Source organism: Haloarcula quadrata, assembly GCF_003634715.1.
Classification (GTDB): Archaea; Halobacteriota; Halobacteria; order Halobacteriales; family Haloarculaceae; genus Haloarcula; species Haloarcula marismortui.
The window spans coordinates 1002425-1018355 of the sequence record NZ_RBWW01000001.1; the positions used below are offsets into that span (position 1 = coordinate 1002425).

16 protein-coding genes are annotated in these 15931 nt (G+C 61.7%); 8 read left to right on the forward strand and 8 right to left on the reverse strand.

The window, feature by feature from the left end:
* Positions 1-2 precede the first annotated feature (2 nt).
* The 3 genes from BDK61_RS05245 to BDK61_RS05255 form a co-directional block, all read right to left on the reverse strand.
* Complete coding sequence (locus BDK61_RS05245) at positions 3-1187, reverse strand: AI-2E family transporter (protein WP_121302493.1); 1185 nt, start codon at positions 1185-1187, stop codon at positions 3-5.
* A 103-nt stretch (positions 1188-1290) separates the two neighbouring features.
* Positions 1291-1710: an acyl-CoA thioesterase gene (locus tag BDK61_RS05250; RefSeq protein WP_049938959.1), complete on the reverse strand. Its 420-nt coding sequence runs from the start codon at positions 1708-1710 to the stop codon at positions 1291-1293.
* Between the two features lie 89 nt (positions 1711-1799).
* A complete protein-coding gene (locus tag BDK61_RS05255) occupies positions 1800-2129 on the reverse strand; it encodes a hypothetical protein (protein WP_004958307.1) in 330 nt (109 codons plus the stop codon).
* 361 nt (positions 2130-2490) lie between these two features.
* Between BDK61_RS05255 and BDK61_RS05260 the strand changes: the two genes are divergently transcribed.
* Positions 2491-3243 (forward strand): bacteriorhodopsin, encoded by a 753-nt coding sequence (locus BDK61_RS05260; RefSeq protein ID WP_004514987.1) that lies wholly within the window; start codon positions 2491-2493, stop codon positions 3241-3243.
* A gap of 65 nt (positions 3244-3308) precedes the next feature.
* On the forward strand, positions 3309-3536 hold the full coding sequence (locus BDK61_RS05265; RefSeq protein WP_011223993.1) for a hypothetical protein: 228 nt from the start codon (positions 3309-3311) through the stop codon (positions 3534-3536).
* Here the strand turns inward: BDK61_RS05265 and BDK61_RS05270 are convergent.
* From BDK61_RS05270 to BDK61_RS05290, 4 genes are all read right to left on the reverse strand, one after another.
* Positions 3533-5620: an AAA family ATPase gene (locus tag BDK61_RS05270; protein WP_121302494.1), complete on the reverse strand. Its 2088-nt coding sequence runs from the start codon at positions 5618-5620 to the stop codon at positions 3533-3535. The genes BDK61_RS05265 and BDK61_RS05270 overlap by 4 nt on opposite strands.
* A complete protein-coding gene (locus BDK61_RS05275; protein ID WP_004958303.1) occupies positions 5620-5817 on the reverse strand; it encodes a hypothetical protein in 198 nt (65 codons plus the stop codon). Before BDK61_RS05275 ends, BDK61_RS05270 begins: the two co-directional genes overlap by 1 nt.
* 471 nt (positions 5818-6288) lie before the next feature.
* Positions 6289-6819: a peptide-methionine (S)-S-oxide reductase MsrA gene (gene msrA, locus BDK61_RS05285; RefSeq protein WP_049939169.1), complete on the reverse strand. Its 531-nt coding sequence runs from the start codon at positions 6817-6819 to the stop codon at positions 6289-6291.
* A 64-nt stretch (positions 6820-6883) separates the two neighbouring features.
* Positions 6884-8521, reverse strand: coding sequence for an NADH-quinone oxidoreductase subunit D (locus BDK61_RS05290; RefSeq protein ID WP_121302495.1), 1638 nt, complete (start codon positions 8519-8521; stop codon positions 6884-6886).
* A gap of 88 nt (positions 8522-8609) precedes the next feature.
* Between BDK61_RS05290 and BDK61_RS05295 the strand changes: the two genes are divergently transcribed.
* From BDK61_RS05295 to katG, 4 genes are all read left to right on the forward strand, one after another.
* Complete coding sequence (locus BDK61_RS05295; RefSeq protein WP_121302496.1) at positions 8610-9287, forward strand: helix-turn-helix domain-containing protein; 678 nt, start codon at positions 8610-8612, stop codon at positions 9285-9287.
* Positions 9288-9431: 144 nt separating this feature from the next.
* Entirely contained in the window at positions 9432-9908 is a 477-nt protein-coding gene (locus BDK61_RS05300; protein WP_004958289.1) for a cupin domain-containing protein, read from the forward strand.
* Between the two features lie 446 nt (positions 9909-10354).
* The gene (locus BDK61_RS05305) at positions 10355-11149 is read left to right on the forward strand and encodes a lipoate--protein ligase family protein (protein WP_121302497.1); all 795 of its coding nucleotides are present in this window, start codon (positions 10355-10357) and stop codon (positions 11147-11149) included.
* 380 nt (positions 11150-11529) lie between these two features.
* Entirely contained in the window at positions 11530-13677 is a 2148-nt protein-coding gene (gene katG, locus BDK61_RS05310; RefSeq protein ID WP_121302498.1) for a catalase/peroxidase HPI, read from the forward strand.
* A 39-nt stretch (positions 13678-13716) separates the two neighbouring features.
* Here katG and BDK61_RS05315 read toward each other — a convergent pair whose 3' ends face one another.
* A complete protein-coding gene (locus BDK61_RS05315) occupies positions 13717-14466 on the reverse strand; it encodes a helix-turn-helix domain-containing protein (RefSeq protein WP_011223985.1) in 750 nt (249 codons plus the stop codon).
* Positions 14467-14677: 211 nt separating this feature from the next.
* Here BDK61_RS05315 and BDK61_RS05320 point away from each other — a divergent pair, with 211 nt between their 5' ends.
* Positions 14678-14995: a hypothetical protein gene (locus BDK61_RS05320; protein ID WP_004958282.1), complete on the forward strand. Its 318-nt coding sequence runs from the start codon at positions 14678-14680 to the stop codon at positions 14993-14995.
* 40 nt (positions 14996-15035) lie between these two features.
* Positions 15036-15869 carry a deoxyribonuclease IV gene (locus BDK61_RS05325; protein WP_007188693.1) on the forward strand — a complete coding sequence of 278 codons (834 nt, stop codon included), beginning with the start codon at positions 15036-15038 and terminating at the stop codon, positions 15867-15869.
* Positions 15870-15931 lie beyond the last annotated feature (62 nt).

The following is a 15931-nucleotide window of genomic DNA, read 5'->3' on the forward strand; positions in this document are numbered from 1 at the left end:
AGTTACGACTCCCCGGAGTCGTATTCGGAGAGCGACGTCTGTGTCGTTTCGACTGTGCCCGTAATGATGTAGGGGACAATAATCCGGAAGAACTGGGCAGCAAGGACCAGCAGCATCGGACCCAGAAAGATGCCGTAGAAGCCAAAGGCGATGGGACCGAGGATGTACGCGAACATCAACAGGCCGACGTGGGTCAGGTCGCCACTGACGTACGGCCGAATCAGGAAATCCGGGATAGTGTCGACGACGACCAGTGTGACCACGAGGAAGAGGGCAACCCAGGCCAGGGCCGCCGTCTGCCCCGTGACGACCGCGGAGACCGCAAGCAGCACAGCGACGGGCAGGTAGACGATTTTCATCCCGACCACGGGAATGAGGCTGCCGATGCCGGTGAGTGCGCCGACAAGTGGCGCAAACGGAATCTGTACTGAGCCGGGAGCGACCAGATTGTACAGCGAGAACACGAAAATCCCGATGACGCCGGTCACCAGTGCGTTCAGGATGTTTCCGAAGAGAATTGAAGACAGTTCCTCGTCGACTGCCGCCGCGTACTCGCGAAGGACTCCCGACCCGTCGAAGGTGTCGTGAAACCAGCCGACAAGCCGCGGTCCGTCGGTAAGCAGGTAGTACGTTCCAGCGAACATGATGAACACGCGAAGCAGTAGCGACGTGAGCAGACTCAACGATCCAATGAGCGTATCGGAGACTCGTCCCAGCCACGACTGGACTGTCGCGTTTCGCAACAGGTCGATCACCTCAGCCGGCCCCATTGCCAGCACCTCTGAGAAGCCGAGGTCAGCGAGCGGTCCCGGCGGCGAGCCACCCTGCAGCTCCTGAAACTGTGAGAGGTACGCCGCACCTATGCCACCCTCGCCGAAGAACGACTGTAGCTCAGGGATAACGAGGACGAGCGTGTAGCCGACCAGAACCACAAACGGCAACAGAAAGAAGAAAATCGTGGCGGCCGCATGGACCTGCTTCTGGTAGGGGACGGCCCGCTTCAGGAACGACTTGGGCAGCGGAAGCCGTCCGAGCCGTCGATAAATCGGTCGGCTGGCATAGTACAGAAAGACGGTAAACACGAGCGTCGGAAGGAACTGGGACAGGACGAGCCCGACCACGAGGAGGAGTGCGACGCCCGCGAGGGTGAGGAGGACGCGCCGTCCGAGGTCGGTACTGTATTCCATATGTTTTCAGTACAACATCTGGATAAAAAGTAAAACCACCGGTCGGCCCGACGGTTTCTACGTTGGACGGAGCAAAATGGATGGTTCTCGCTATCGGCTGTGGCTACAGCCCCTCGAATTTCGTGATCGCGTCCCGCCAGTCTTCGGGAATCGGGCGCGAGGATTCCGTGTCGCGATCGTATGTGACGACGGTTGTTTCCCCGGTCGCAGCAACCCCATCTTCGGTCCGGACCTCATACTCGAAGGGGAAGCTCTTCTCACCCAGACGTGGAACCCGGACGGCAACGGCGACTGAGTCACTGATCTGGACCGGCTGGATGTAATCGACTTCGAGGTTCGCGATGACCATTCCGGTGCCCGACTCGCTGCCCGAGAGTAGCGCTTCGCCACAGTTGACCACGTCGTGCAGGTAGTCGATGCGAGCCTCCTCGAAGTAGGTCGCATACGTCGCGTTGTTGACGTGGCCGTACGTGTCGATGTCCGTGTACCGGACCTCGACTGTAGTCGTATACTCGAAGCTCACAGCACTGTTACGACCCACCGGCATTTCAGTGTCCCCTCTTGACGCAGGGTGCGGACGAGGTCCGGTCCGTCGCCCCGGCCTGCACCAGTTCAGTACTCGTGGAACACGCGCCCGCAGTCGGTGCACTTGATCTTCGCTGAGCGGAACCATGGACTGACCTTGATGACTGGCCCGTGACAGTCAGGACAGACTCCCATAGAGTTCCCGTCTGCAACCCGCGTTGAGAGGTCCAGGAGCAAGTCTTCGAGTTCTTCTATCTGCTCTTGCTGCTCATCGATAACCTCCCGCAATTCCGCTGTAGACTGTGTCGCAGCCGCTGCATCTGCATCAAGGACCGCCTCTGTCTCGGTTTCGGCTTGCGAAGTAGCTGACTCCTCTGACTCTGCCTCGCTTTCTGTAGCCTCGGCCTCATCCGACATATGGTAATATAGGCCGGACATATGTTTTAAGTTACTGCCAATTCAGCGGGATATCGGCGGATTTCCGCTCGCTCATAACCCAGTACATTTGTTATCTGTCGCGCTCGCGTGCGCGCGTTTAAAAACCTATCTAATCACGACGTATTTTCCGTCAGCTATCGCTCACTCTGAGATGACTAGTCACTATGTAAACTATTGCTATGGTGTGTCAGCACTTCCCCGCAGACGCCGAATATACATTACTATCCCTGCTTACCCTGAGCACAGTACTCAACTGTCCCAGCAAAAGTGATAATTATCGTTCATACACGTATCAATTTGGGGGTGCTGTTTTTTATGTCCAGCCTTTATTGTTGATGTGATGTTGCCACTCCAGGTGTCAAGTCTCGGTGTAGAGGGCGAAGGAATCTGGCTCGCACTCGGCACGGTCGGGATGTTACTGGGTATGGTGTACTTCATGGCCAAAGGATGGGACGTTCAGGACCCCGAGCAGGAGGAGTTCTACGTCATCACCATCCTTATCGCAGGTATCGCCGCGTCGTCGTACCTGTCGATGTTCTTCGGGTTCGGCCTGACGGAGGTCGAACTCGTCAACGGACGGGTCATCGACGTATACTGGGCGCGATACGCTGACTGGCTGTTCACGACGCCGCTGTTGTTGCTTGATATCGGCCTCCTGGCCGGCGCAAGCAACCGCGACATGGCGTCGCTCATCACCATCGACGCCTTCATGATCGTTACCGGCCTCGCCGCGACGCTGATGAAGGTGCCTGTGGCCCGGTACGCCTTCTGGACTATCAGCACCATCGCGATGCTGTTCGTCCTGTACTACCTCGTCGTCGTTGTCGGCGAGGCCGCGAGCGATGCCAGCGAAGAAGCACAGTCGACGTTCAACGTCCTTCGAAACATCATCCTCGTCGCGTGGGCCATCTACCCCGTCGCGTGGCTTGTTGGGACCGAGGGACTCGGACTCGTCGGCCTGTTCGGCGAAACCCTGCTGTTCATGATTCTGGACCTGACCGCGAAGATCGGGTTCGGATTCATCCTGCTGCGCAGTCGCGCAATCGTCGGTGGCGACTCCGCCCCGACGCCGTCCGCTGAAGCCGCTGACTAGCGGACATCCAGCACTCATCGACTTTTTTATACGCCGCACCAACGATACGTACGTTTGATACGCACATGAGTGAGGAGCCAACGACGCCGAAGGAACTAAGTGTTCGATCACTAACGGGACTCATTCTCTCGGCCGGACTCGCAGTCGTGGGATTGTTCATCCTCCCAGTGTTCCGGTCGTTTGGACTGGCGTTCCGGCCGGCGTTCTGGCTGGTGCTCGCAATAGAGGCAGTTGCACTTGCTGGCGTCGTTATCTCCGTTCTGACGCTTCACCGACAGCGGACGCTTGATTAGCTCCGGTGGCCGGTTTCGCCTGCCTGATCCGCCCCGGACGATTCGACGGATTGCAGGGCTTTTTCGAGGTGTGACTCCCGAAGGCTGACCGGCTTGCGCGACCGGTCGCTGTCGCCCTGGGCCCTGAGGTGTTCTTCGATGGCAAGCAGTCCCGCCTCTCTGACGACTGCAGCGATGTCGCTGCCGCTGTATCCGGCCGTGCGTGCGGCGAACGCTTCGAGGTCTACCTGCCCGGTTATCCTGTCACCGATATGCGTGTCGAATATCTCGGCTCGGTCGGCCGCGTCGGGAAGCGAGACCTCGACGATACGGTCGAAACGCCCCGTCCGGAGCAGCGCGTCGTCCAACCGGTCGCGTCTGTTCGTCGTCGCGATAACCGTCACTCCTTCCCGACCTTCGATCCCGTCCAGTTCTGTGAGCAACTGTGACACCGTTCGGGCGCTCGCGCCGGAGTCGTTGTCGTCGCTTCGTGTCGTACCCAGCGCGTCGATCTCATCGAAAAACACGATCGAGGGGGCGTTCGACCGCGCCTGGTCGAACACTCGCCTGACTGCCCGCTCGCTCTCGCCGACGTACTTGTTCATCAGTTCCGGCCCGTTGACCGGGATAAAGTTCGCGTCGCTTGTCGACGCGACTGCTCGCGCGAGCATCGTTTTCCCTGTCCCCGGCGGCCCATACAGCAACACCCCGGCTGGGGGGTCGATGTCCAGCGAGTCAAACAGGTCTGGCTTCGTCAGCGGCCAGTTGACGGCCCGGATGAGCTCGCGCTTTGGCCCGTCGAGACCGCCGATGTCGCTGAAAGATGTCGACGGAATCTCCGGTACTGTGCCACGGATACCACTCGGTTCGACTGCGTCGCGGGCCGCTTCGAGGTCCGCTGCTGAGACGACCACCGGATCGCCGCCAGCGCCGTCTCGAGCAACTGCCGCTTCCACCGCGTGTAGCCAGAGCGCGACGATGTCCGCCGCAACGTAGCCAAACGCCTGTTCTCCGGTCGCTTTGAGATCCGCCTCTGCGCTCACCATCGCTCCAGTGGCGACTGTCTTCAGAATCTCGGCCCGGTCCCGGCGACTCGGCTCCGTCACGGTAACCGTCCGAGACAACCGTGTCGCCTGCACGATATCAACGGGGACGTCGTCCTCGCTGGTCGCTTCGCCGACAGCGGCGACGCCGTCGAGCGTTGAGATACCGTCGAGCCACTGGCGCAACAGCAGCCGCGTTTTATCACCGCCGTCAGCCGACACCGTATCGAGCCCATCGATGTGGACGATCCCGCGTTCACTTCCCTGTGCAGCCCGTGCGACATCGTCGAGATACGCTCTTGCTCCGTCTTGGTCCAGTGAGAGCAGGCGCCCAGCATCAACAGAGTGTATCGTCGCGTTCACGAGCCAAGCCACGTGTTGCAGAAGGTGTGTCTTCCCGACCCCGTGGGCACCGACGAGCAATACGCCGGCGCGGTTTCGAACGCTTCCGGGAACGTCGTCGGACGCCAGCAACGCCGTTGAAACGGCAGTTTCTAGCGTTGCAACTGTGTCGGCATACCCGCCGACAGCCGTCTCGGCAAGCGGGTCGAGGCCACTGTTTGACCGCCTCGGAGCTGGCCCATCAGTAATCTCGATCACGGTGTCATCCACGAGGGTGACAGGCCCTGCCGGCTGTGTCGATACCACACGCACTGGTACCGTTAGCGACCCGTCGAACAACGAGACGGTGATGGTGTCGCCGTCCAGCAGAGGGCGATCACCGACCGCGTCCCTGACAAGCCCTTCACCGCCCCGGATTGACAGTTGCGGGACCGGCGCGACGCTGATATGTGTCGCGACCGCCGGGTCAGCCGCCTCCACGGTGACCCGATCCCCGTCGCGAAGCCCGAGCGTCTCGGCGGTCTGTGGACCGACACGGGCCGTCTCCGCCGGAACTGAATCCGCTTGCCGTACGGTCGCGGCCTGCACCTGCCCGCGCTGCTTTCGGATGAGTACTGCGCCGTTGCCACCCAGCCCGAGACGTGTCCCGACCGTTGTCGGCACTGCGATGCCCTCGTTCGCTTCGTCGACGCTGATCGTGAGTTCGAGGTTCTGGACCATTAGCCCGATGCCAGCACGTCTGGCACTGCACTGCCGTACAGCACGTACCGAACGACCCCGAACACCAGTAGCGCAAGCGGGGTGGCTAAAATCGTCACATACACGGGAAGTGTAAGAGCGAAACCGACGATGTTCGACACTGCAATGACGACGACTGCGGCGGCCATCGGCAGCCGGTCCTGTCTGTTGAACCCCATCAGTAGATACCCCTGTCTGTGCCCGACATATGTTTCAGTTGGTTCGTGTATAGTGGCCGCGCCCGTTTAGCATTGATGCCGTCACAGTTGGTTAGCCAACCGACTGACTGACCGCCCGAGCAGACCCACCATGACTCCGATAGCAGTCAGCAACGCGAACTGAATGAGGTCGCCGCTCGCGGCGGCGAGAACACCAAACCCGACAAGTACGACAGCGACGAACCCGTGAGCACCGAGTATTATCGCTTGGATATTCACGCGGGACACCCCGGCGACTGACCTGTTCTGTCAGAGACAGACAGCGCTTTCGGCTCAACAATATCGTCAGTGGTTGGGAACAGTCGCCGGTGTGTGTGCCGGCGACCACCATCCAGCACCAGATGTCTGTGGATGGGCTGTCGTAGGTACGCGACAGCAATGTAGGATATGGATTGGATAAACATATGTTTTATTCCAACTGATTTACTCGCGCTAGTCAGCCCGCAGGAGCTCCTCGTGCGTCTCTTCGAGCTTCTCGATTTTCGGCGGGATGGTCAACTGACAGTAGCTCTGGTCCGGGTTCTTCTCGAAGTAGTCCTGATGATACTCCTCGGCAGGATAGAACGTCTCCAGCGGCTCGACTTCGGTGACGATATCGCTGTCGTAGCCCGGCTCTATCTCCTCGATGAGGGCTTCGACGGTTTCGCGCTGAGCCTCGTCGTGGTAGAACACGGCCGAGCGGTACTGCGTGCCAACGTCGTTGCCTTCCCGGTCTTTCGTCGTCGGGGTATGCGTTGTGAAGTGGACCGCGAGCAGGTCTTCGTAGCTCACCTCCTCGGGGTCGTAGGTGAGCTGTACGCACTCGGCATGGCCCGTTTCCTCGCGGCAGACCGCCTCGTAGCTGGGGTCAGCGACGTGGCCGCCGGCATAGCCCGAAACCACATCGGTCACCCCGTTGATCTGCTTGAACACCGATTCCGTACACCAGAAGCAACCGCCCGCGAATGTCGCTTGTTCAGTCATCATCGGTCGTACGTGCCCGGCGTACAAAACTCACTGGCTGTGGTCGTCGCAGATGGGTGCCGGCCTATCGGTCGACCTCGCCCATGATTGTGTCCAGACTGCCGATTGTCGCGACGAGGTCTGGCACGTATTCACCGCGAGCCATCTCGGACAGTGCCTGCACGTGTGAGAAGGAGGGGCCGCGAATCTTGAACCGCGCCGGCGTCTCCGTCCCATCAGAACGGATGTAGATGCCAAGTTCGCCTTTCGCGGCCTCGACGGCGCGGTAGATTTCGGTGTCAGGGTCTGGCCGGAGCGTGCGGGGGACGTTTGCCTGTATCTCGCGGTCGTCCTCGGGCCAGTCCTCCAGCAGGTCGACGCACTGGCCGATAATCTTCGCCGATTCCTCTACTTCGCGCAGGCGCACGAGCAGGCGCGAGAAGTTGTCGCCGCCCTGTTCGGTGACGACCGACCAGTCAAGTTCGTCGTAGTAGCCGTATGGGTCGTCCCGACGAAGGTCGTAGTCGACGCCGGACGCTCGGGCGACCGGGCCGGTACAGCCGTAGGCCTTCGCGGTCTCGGCCGAGAGGTGGCCCGTGTCAATCGTCCGTAGCTGGAGGACCTCGTTGCTGGTGAGCATGTCGTGGTACTCAGTGAGCTTATGGGGCAGATCGTCGAGGAACGCACGTATCTTCTCGAAGAACGCCTCGCGAGGTTCGGGCAAGTCCCAGGCGACACCACCCAGCCGCAAGTAGTTGAACATCAGCCGCTGGCCGGTGAGGTCTTCGAGGATATCCTGAACGAGTTCGCGGTCCCGGACCCCCCACTGGAAGGTGGCGGTGAACTCCCCGACCACGTCGAGCGCGTAGGTCGCGACCGCAAGCATGTGCGAGAGAATTCGCGAGAGTTCGCCGCCCATCGTCCGGATGACCTGGGCATACGCCGGCACCTCGATGTCGGCGAGGGCCTCGGCCGCACGGGCGTACGCCCACTCGTTCAGCAGCCCGGCCCCGCCCCAGTCCCAACGGTCCGGGTAGGGCATGATCTGGTGGCGGTAGGCCCCCTGCTGGCACATCTGTTCTTCACAGCGATGGATGTAGCCGATGTCAGGGTCGACGGCCGCTACCTGCTCGCCATCGAGCTGGACGTTCAAGTGCAAGACGCCGTGTGTCGAGGGATGGTGTGGTCCCATGTTGATGTGCATCGTCTCCGGTCCCGCACGGTGGTCTTCGAGCAGGCGCTCGTGTTCGCGGAAGGAGACGATTTGTGGCTGGTCTTGATTGTAGTCCCGGCTCAGTGGGTGGCCCTGCCAGGTCTCGGGCAGGAGAATCCGCCGGAGGTCGGGATGGTCTTCGTACTCGATACCGACCAAATCGTACGCCTCCCGCTCGTGCCACGCTGCCGTCGGATACACGGGCACGGCTGACTCGCTGGTCGGCGACTCTCTGGCCGTCGGGACGACGACCGAGAGTTCCTGTGTCGGGTCGGCGTAGCGTCGCAGGTGATAGATCGTCTCGAACCGGTCGGCGTACTCCTGGGCTGTGACGCAGGCGCAGTGGTCCAGACCGGCCTCGGTTCGAAGCGTCGAGAGGACGGTCTGGACCTCGTCAGCACGGATGACAGCAGCCGGGGCGTTCTCGTGGCGTTCGGTGGAAAGGATGTGGTCGGCGATCGGCTCGATAAGCGGATGGACATCGTCGGTTCGGTGGACTGTCTGGGCCATCTCCGTGACCGTGCGTTCGGCGTTTGTGTCCCTCGACCTGTCCCCTCATGCCCGAGGTTATTTTAAATACTGCTTGGAACAGCCAGGTATGAAATACGTCACGCTCTCGCTGTGGATGGCCCCTGAGGTCCGCCACTCGATGCACCAGTTCGTCGTTGAGCACGACGGCTACGAGGCGAGCTATCTCCTCCGGGGCAACGACATCGGTTCCGACCTCCAGACGCTGCTGTTTCACGTCGACGGCTTCCCGCCGGAGCCCTACCGAGCGGCGCTGGAACAGGCCGAAACCGTCCGGGAATATGCTATCTCGACGTGTCCCGACGAGACGTTCTTCCTCTACGTACAGGATTCGCCGTCGGCGACCGGTCACGACCTCGTCGACGCCCTCACGCGGGCCGGTCTAGTCATCGTCTCGCCGGTCGCATACCGCACCGATGGCACTGTCGGACTCACGCTGGTCGGTCCGGGCGGGACGGTCCAGCAGGCAGTCGAGACGGTGCCAGACGGCGTCTCCGTCGACGTTCGGGAGGTGGGGGAGTACGACAGCCGGCGGCTCGACACCGGCGCGGCGCTCACCGACCGGCAGTTCGAGGCCGTCGCCGCCGCCGTCGACTGTGGGTACTACGGCGACACTCGCGAAGGCGGCGTCGACGATGTCGCCGATGAACTCGGCTGTGCACCCGGAACTGCCGCTGAACACCTCCGGAAAGCTGAGGCCCGCGTGATGGCTGACATACTCGAACAGCGTCCCGCATCGACGGCGTAGTCCGTTCTGCCCGGGAACTGTCGGAGCGGTTGCCCACCGTATGCTGTCCCGAAAAACTATAAACTCCGGAACAGTGCCTTCTAATGCTGGATTGCGAACGCATCACAGGGGCCAGCGGTAGCCCGACTCAGGACAACACCGACCATGAACACAGTAACTATCGACGACGTACCGGTTGAACGGAATCCGATGCAGGTACACGACATCCGCAAGCCTGTCTCCCGGACACTCGGGACCGAGCATTTCGCGGCAAACTACTTCGAACTCGAACCCGGCGACTCCTTCTCGGGGAGCCTCCATCGCCACCACGACCAGGAAGAGGTGTTCTACATCGAACAGGGACAGACCACCTTCGAGGTCGGCCTCGACCGCGAGGAAGTCGATGTTTCGGGCGGCGAACTGATTCGCTTCGAGCCCGGCGAGTTTCAGGAAGGGTACAACTCCGGCGACGAGCGCGTCATCGGCTGGGCCTTTGGCGCGCCCGGCGCGACCCACGACTGGGACGCCATCGAATCGAGAGCGCACTGTCCAGAGTGCGACACGGAAACCACCCAGAGCGTCGCCCTCGCCGACGGTCGGTTCGAACTGACCTGTACCGAGTGCGGGAACGTTCAGGGCTAGGACCCACTTCTGTCGCTCTCGTGATTGGTAACGGGTGTTTGTACAGCCAGAAAGCCCCCGCTCGACTCCTGCGACTCGCTGCGCGCTTCCTCGCTCCTCAACGTTGCTCGTCAGTGCTTGCATCGCCTCGAACGTCGAGCGAGCGGCCCCTTTCAGTCCCACCCGTAGCCGGTTGGACAAAGAATGCTGGGCGGGACTGAAAGGGGCGTTGTCGGCGCTGTGCGCCGACTGCTCGGGAGACCGCAGGTCTCCCGGTGGGCGGTTGGACGAAGGCGGGCGATGTAAGCACCACAGGAACGACCGGAGGGAGTGACAAGGAGCGCAGCGAGTCCCCCGAGTTCAGCCGGCCGGGGCTTTCTGGCTCTTTGCATAAACAACGACCCCGTCAGTCATTCCACCCGCTGCTAGCCCGCAATTCATATCGCATCGCGTCACGAAGCCCGGGTATGTCACTGGCCGACCTGGAGTGGCGCGTCATCGGCGAGGAAACACGACCCGGACCGATGACGATGGCGCTGGAAGCGGCCGCTGCCGAAACCGTCGCCGCGGGCGGTCCGGCAACGGTGCGAGTGTACACCTGGCCCGATACGCTGTCGCTGGGCTACGGGCAGGACCCCGACACCATCGACTGGGAGTTCTGCAAGCGCGAGGACGTTGGTGTAACGCGACGGCCCACCGGTGGCGGCGCGATCTACCACGACAGCGTGGCGGACATCTCCTATGGCATCATCGCGCCGGCCGACGCCGTGCCGGGCGATCTGATGGCGTGTTACGAGCAGTTCTGTGAGCCCGTTTTGGACGCGTTCGAGCGCATGGGCGTCGACGCGTCGTTTGCCGAAGACGAGCGGTCGGCGGTCCACCAGCCGGCCTGTTACCTGCGGCAACTCCATCCGGCCCACGATATCGTCGGCCCCGATGGCCGCAAACTCAGCGGGAATGCCCAGTACCGCCAGAAAGACGCCGTCATCCAGCACGGCTCCCTGTCCGTCTCGCTGCGCCCCGACCGCCACTGCGGCTGTTTCACTGCCGACCCCGACTCGGAGCGGTTCACCGAGCGCGTCGGAGCGATAGACGAATACGCCGACATCGACCGTGCCGAGGCTGTCGAGACGCTCCGCTCGACGCTGGCCGAGTGGGTCGACGCGACCGAGGGCTCGTGGACGGACGACGAACTGGCACGCGCACGCGAGCACGCGAAAGAGAAGTTTGACGCAGACGAGTGGATTCGACGGTCCCCATGATACCACTCCGGAACGGTCGGGGGTTGTGGTTCCACAGCGACGAGTCCGCTGACTCCGTTGCCGTAGTCACGAGGTGAGGCCACGTCGTGAAACGAATTGGCCATCGTATCAAAGTCGCTTTATAACTCTCACTGGACGGTCGAACCGTGCAGCAGAAGCTAGCATACGCTAACACTTTGGGCGGCCCACGGAGAGCTATTTGGAGATCTCAGCAGTGAACGGCGGCTCGCAGGTTTCGCTTAATTACGTTTTGAGCGCTTTGGGAGCGGTATACTGGACTAACTCTCTCAGTGCAAGAACCCCAATCGAATCGTACGCTGGCAAGATCTTGTCTAATGCTAAAAACAGTGCTAATGCCTTCACCCAGCAAGTGTTCGTTGATGGCTAAACGAGACCAAGATTGGTCGCCAAACCAGCTGCGTCTAGATATTCTCGACCAGAACGCGCGTGACGCTGACCCGCGGGGGACAGGGTTCGACTACGCTGAAGAATTTCAGGAACTCGACCTCGACGCGGTGAAAGCTGACCTCGAAGAGCTGATGACATCGTCACAGGACTGGTGGCCGGCTGACTACGGCCACTACGGGCCGCTGTTCATTCGGATGGCCTGGCACAGCGCCGGGACATACCGCACCACCGACGGCCGCGGTGGTGCGTCCGGTGGCCGCCAGCGCTTTGCACCGCTCAATAGCTGGCCGGACAACGCGAACCTGGATAAGGCGCGTCGGTTGCTCTGGCCAATCAAAAAGAAGTACGGCCGCAAGCTCTCGTGGGCCGACCTGATCGTGCTGGCTGGCAACCACGCCATCGAATCGATGGGGCTCAAGACGTTCGGCTGGGCCGGCGGGCGCGAAGATGCGTTCGAACCCGACGAAGCAGTCGACTGGGGGCCCGAAGACGAGATGGAAGCCCATCAGTCCGAGCGGCGTACTGACGACGGCGAACTCAAAGAGCCTCTGGGTGCTGCGGTGATGGGGCTGATTTACGTGGACCCAGAGGGGCCAAACGGCAACCCGGACCCGCTCGCGTCCGCGGAAAATATCCGCGAGTCGTTCGGTCGGATGGCGATGAACGACGAGGAAACGGCGGCACTCATCGCTGGCGGCCACACGTTCGGGAAGGTCCACGGTGCCGACGACCCCGAGGAGAACCTCGGCGACGTTCCCGAGGACGCGCCAATCGAACAGATGGGGCTGGGCTGGGAGAACGGCTACGGCTCCGGGAAGGCCGGCGATACAATCACCAGTGGTATCGAAGGCCCCTGGACGCAGGCACCGATAGAGTGGGACAACGGCTACATCGACAATCTCCTCGACTACGAGTGGGAACCCGAGAAAGGACCCGGCGGGGCGTGGCAGTGGACGCCGACGGACGAGGCACTTGCGAATACAGTCCCAGATGCCCATGACCCATCGGAAAAGCAGACGCCGATGATGCTCACGACCGATATCGCGCTCAAGCGGGACCCGGACTACCGCGAGGTGATGGAGCGATTCCAGGAGAACCCGATGGAGTTCGGCATCAACTTCGCGCGGGCGTGGTACAAACTGATCCATCGGGACATGGGCCCGCCCGAGCGGTTCCTCGGTCCGGACGCCCCCGACGAAGAGATGATCTGGCAGGACCCCGTACCCGATGTCGACCACGACCTGATCGGGGACGAGGAAGTCGCCGAGCTCAAGACGGACATCCTCGAAACGGACCTCACTGTTTCCCAGCTCGTGAAGACTGCCTGGGCGTCGGCATCGACCTACCGCGACAGCGACAAGCGCGGCGGCGCGAACGGGGCACGCATCCGACTCGAACCCCAGAAAAACTGGGAGGTCAACGAACCGGCCCAACTCGAAACGGTCCTCGCCACGCTCGAAGAGATTCAGGCGGAATTCAATAGCGCCCGGACCGATGGCACGCGTGTCTCGCTCGCAGACCTGATTGTGCTGGGCGGCAACGCGGCCGTCGAGCAGGCGGCGGCCGACGCCGGCTACGATGTGACGGTGCCGTTTGAACCGGGCCGGACAGACGCGACGCCGGAACAGACCGATGTCGATTCCTTCGAGGCGCTCAAGCCGAGGGCCGATGGGTTCCGGAACTACGCCCGTGACGACGTTGACGTGCCGGCCGAAGAGCTACTCGTGGACAGAGCGGACCTGCTGGACCTGACTCCAGAGGAGATGACCGTGCTGGTTGGCGGGCTCCGCTCGCTGGGTGCGACGTATCAGGACTCCGACCTTGGCGTGTTCACCGACGAACCGGGAACGTTGACAAACGACTTCTTCGAGGTCGTTCTCGGTATGGATACAGAGTGGGAGCCCGTCTCGGAGTCGAAAGATGTCTTCGAGGGGTACGACCGAGAAACGGGCGAACAGACGTGGGCGGCGTCCCGCGTCGACCTGATCTTCGGGTCACACTCTCGCCTGCGCGCCATTGCGGAAGTCTACGGCGCTGACGGCGCCGAGGCCGAACTCGTCGATGACTTCGTCGACGCGTGGCACAAGGTGATGCGCCTCGACCGCTTCGACCTCGAATAGGGTCCCAGCGAGTAGCGTTTCTGCTCGCGCAATCCGCTCTCAGAGGGTTTCCTCGACGAACTGCGAGACGATGCGGTCCTCGGCAGTCCGGAGCTGGTACTGCACGGTCGACCGGGGCTCGTCAAGTATCGATGCGAGGTCCTTGACAGAGACTTCCCGCGGTCGCTCGTAGTAGCCGTGGGTCACGGCGGCCTTGAGCACCCGCCACTGCTGGGGCGAGAAGTTCGTTGCGACTCGCTCGGTGGCCTTCCAGTTTCCGGCACTGGTGATATGGGACACTGAGAGTGTGACGCCATCGCGGAGGCTCGATTCGATTTTGTCGTACACCTCGCCGATGGGGTTGGACCCCGGATAGAGAACGCGCCAGCGGTACTCGTTGCCCGTCCGTCGGGATTCGAAGATAGTGCCTTCGCTGACGTGCCGGTGCAGGAAACTCGGCAGCGACTGACAGCCGCTGAGTTCACGACGCAACGTGTACACTGTCCGTGACGACTCCCCGCGGTCCAGCATGTGGTAGGTTCGCGTCGTCTCACAGCTCACGACGTCGAAACACTCGTTACAGCGGTCTTCGTCCAGAAAGACCTCGTCGAACGCGTTCAGGGCCTCCGGCGTCCCTTTCGCGTGGTCGAGTCGCCACATATGGTCGTCACCGACGAAGATGGCCGAGGACCACACAGAGAGGCTCTCGTGTTGCCGAAACACGTCCATCAGCTTATCAGCTCCTGCGTCGAACTGCAAGACGAACTCGAACTCGCGTGTGTCCGCGACTGCGGCCTGTGATTCGGTCATCTGGCTATTACTAAATTAGGTGTGTTGCTATAAGTCGGTTACTGGTCCATCGAACTCCTTTCACTCTGTTTAGTTGGCTATTGATAAGACTATACAGTCACGCCACTGCGGACCGTACGTCTGCAATGACGGGGCTACAGGGATGGACTGGCCACCGGTCGTGACAACAGCCCTACGTCACCGTTTTGTGACATCCCGGCCAAGCGGTGGTATGGTCTCGTCCCCCGCTGATGACGACCCTGTCGACACCTCCACCGACCCTCCAGCAACTGACGGCACCGTCGCAGCGCTTTCTGAGGAAGAACTGTACGCGATTGTCCGTGTCGCAGCCGAGGACGCGGTGCTCGGCGCGCTCGGGACGCTCATGCTGGTCGGCATCGGAATCGTCCTGATTGCTACCGGCGTGTCCGCACTGCTTGCAGATGTAACACCGATTTCGTTGCTCGTCTCCGCCGTTTTCATCGGCTTTGGCGTCTACCTCGTTACGTCGAGTCTCGGCGTGATTCCGCCCGCCCGCGAGTGGCTCTGACTCCGGAACCTCTTTTGTCGGGCATCACTGACCGGTGTGCATGGTACGAGTCGGGGCACACACCTCTATCGCCGGCGGCGTCTACAACGCCGTCGAGGAGCAGGTCGAGTACAGCGGTAACTGCGGGCAGATATTCTCCCATTCGCCGCAGGTCTGGCAGGACCCGAACATCGACGACGACGAGGCCGAGCAGTTCCGCGACCTCGCAGCCGACCACGGCGTCGGCCCGTGGGTCATCCACTCGTCGTATCTGGTCAATCTCTGTACGCCCAAAGACGACCTCCGGGAGAAGTCACTGGACTCCATGCAGAAGGAGGTCGACGCCGCCGCGAAATTGGGCATCGAGTACGTCAACGTCCACCTCGGCGCCCACACCGGCGCGGGTGTCGACGGTGGCCTCGACAACGCCGCGAGCGTGCTGGACGACCTCGACATCCCCGAGGGCGTCACGGTGCTGGTCGAGTCTGATGCGGGTAGCGGGACGAAACTCGGCGGCCAGTTCGAGCATCTGGCGACGGTCCGTGAACGCACGGACCAGGATATCGAGTTCTGTCTCGACACGGCCCATATGTTCGCCGCGGGCTACGACCTCTCGACACCCGAGGCCGTCGACGAGACGCTCGCGGAGTTCGACGAGGTCGTCGGTGTTGAGGACCTCGCCTGTGTCCACCTCAACGACTCGAAACACGAGTGCGGGACGAACAAGGACGAACACGCCCACATCGGTGAGGGCCACATCGGCGAGGACGGCATGCGCGCGTTCGTCAACCACGACGCCATCCGCGACGTACCGCTGGTGCTTGAGACGCCGACCGAGAACGGCAAGAGCTTCGCCTGGAACATCGAGCGCGTCAAGGAACTACGCGGCGAATAAGGCCCTTCGACCGCGGTACTTTTGAGGGCGACTCGACTCTGAGGAACTGTGCGCAGGTTCTC

Coding starts and splice junctions, on each gene's coding strand:
- BDK61_RS05265 (WP_011223993.1), top strand. CDS start 3,309: ATGAGTGAGGAGCCAACGACGCCGAAGGAACTAAGTGTTCGATCACTA.
- BDK61_RS05295 (WP_121302496.1), top strand. CDS start 8,610: ATGAAATACGTCACGCTCTCGCTGTGGATGGCCCCTGAGGTCCGCCAC.
- BDK61_RS05300 (WP_004958289.1), top strand. CDS start 9,432: ATGAACACAGTAACTATCGACGACGTACCGGTTGAACGGAATCCGATG.
- BDK61_RS05325 (WP_007188693.1), top strand. CDS start 15,036: ATGGTACGAGTCGGGGCACACACCTCTATCGCCGGCGGCGTCTACAAC.
- msrA (WP_049939169.1), bottom strand. CDS start 6,819: ATGACTGAACAAGCGACATTCGCGGGCGGTTGCTTCTGGTGTACGGAA.
- BDK61_RS05320 (WP_004958282.1), top strand. CDS start 14,678: ATGGTCTCGTCCCCCGCTGATGACGACCCTGTCGACACCTCCACCGAC.
- BDK61_RS05245 (WP_121302493.1), bottom strand. CDS start 1,187: ATGGAATACAGTACCGACCTCGGACGGCGCGTCCTCCTCACCCTCGCG.
- BDK61_RS05315 (WP_011223985.1), bottom strand. CDS start 14,466: ATGACCGAATCACAGGCCGCAGTCGCGGACACACGCGAGTTCGAGTTC.
- BDK61_RS05290 (WP_121302495.1), bottom strand. CDS start 8,521: ATGGCCCAGACAGTCCACCGAACCGACGATGTCCATCCGCTTATCGAG.
- BDK61_RS05260 (WP_004514987.1), top strand. CDS start 2,491: ATGTTGCCACTCCAGGTGTCAAGTCTCGGTGTAGAGGGCGAAGGAATC.
- BDK61_RS05275 (WP_004958303.1), bottom strand. CDS start 5,817: ATGGGGTTCAACAGACAGGACCGGCTGCCGATGGCCGCCGCAGTCGTC.
- BDK61_RS05270 (WP_121302494.1), bottom strand. CDS start 5,620: ATGGTCCAGAACCTCGAACTCACGATCAGCGTCGACGAAGCGAACGAG.
- katG (WP_121302498.1), top strand. CDS start 11,530: ATGGCTAAACGAGACCAAGATTGGTCGCCAAACCAGCTGCGTCTAGAT.
- BDK61_RS05255 (WP_004958307.1), bottom strand. CDS start 2,129: ATGTCGGATGAGGCCGAGGCTACAGAAAGCGAGGCAGAGTCAGAGGAG.
- BDK61_RS05305 (WP_121302497.1), top strand. CDS start 10,355: ATGTCACTGGCCGACCTGGAGTGGCGCGTCATCGGCGAGGAAACACGA.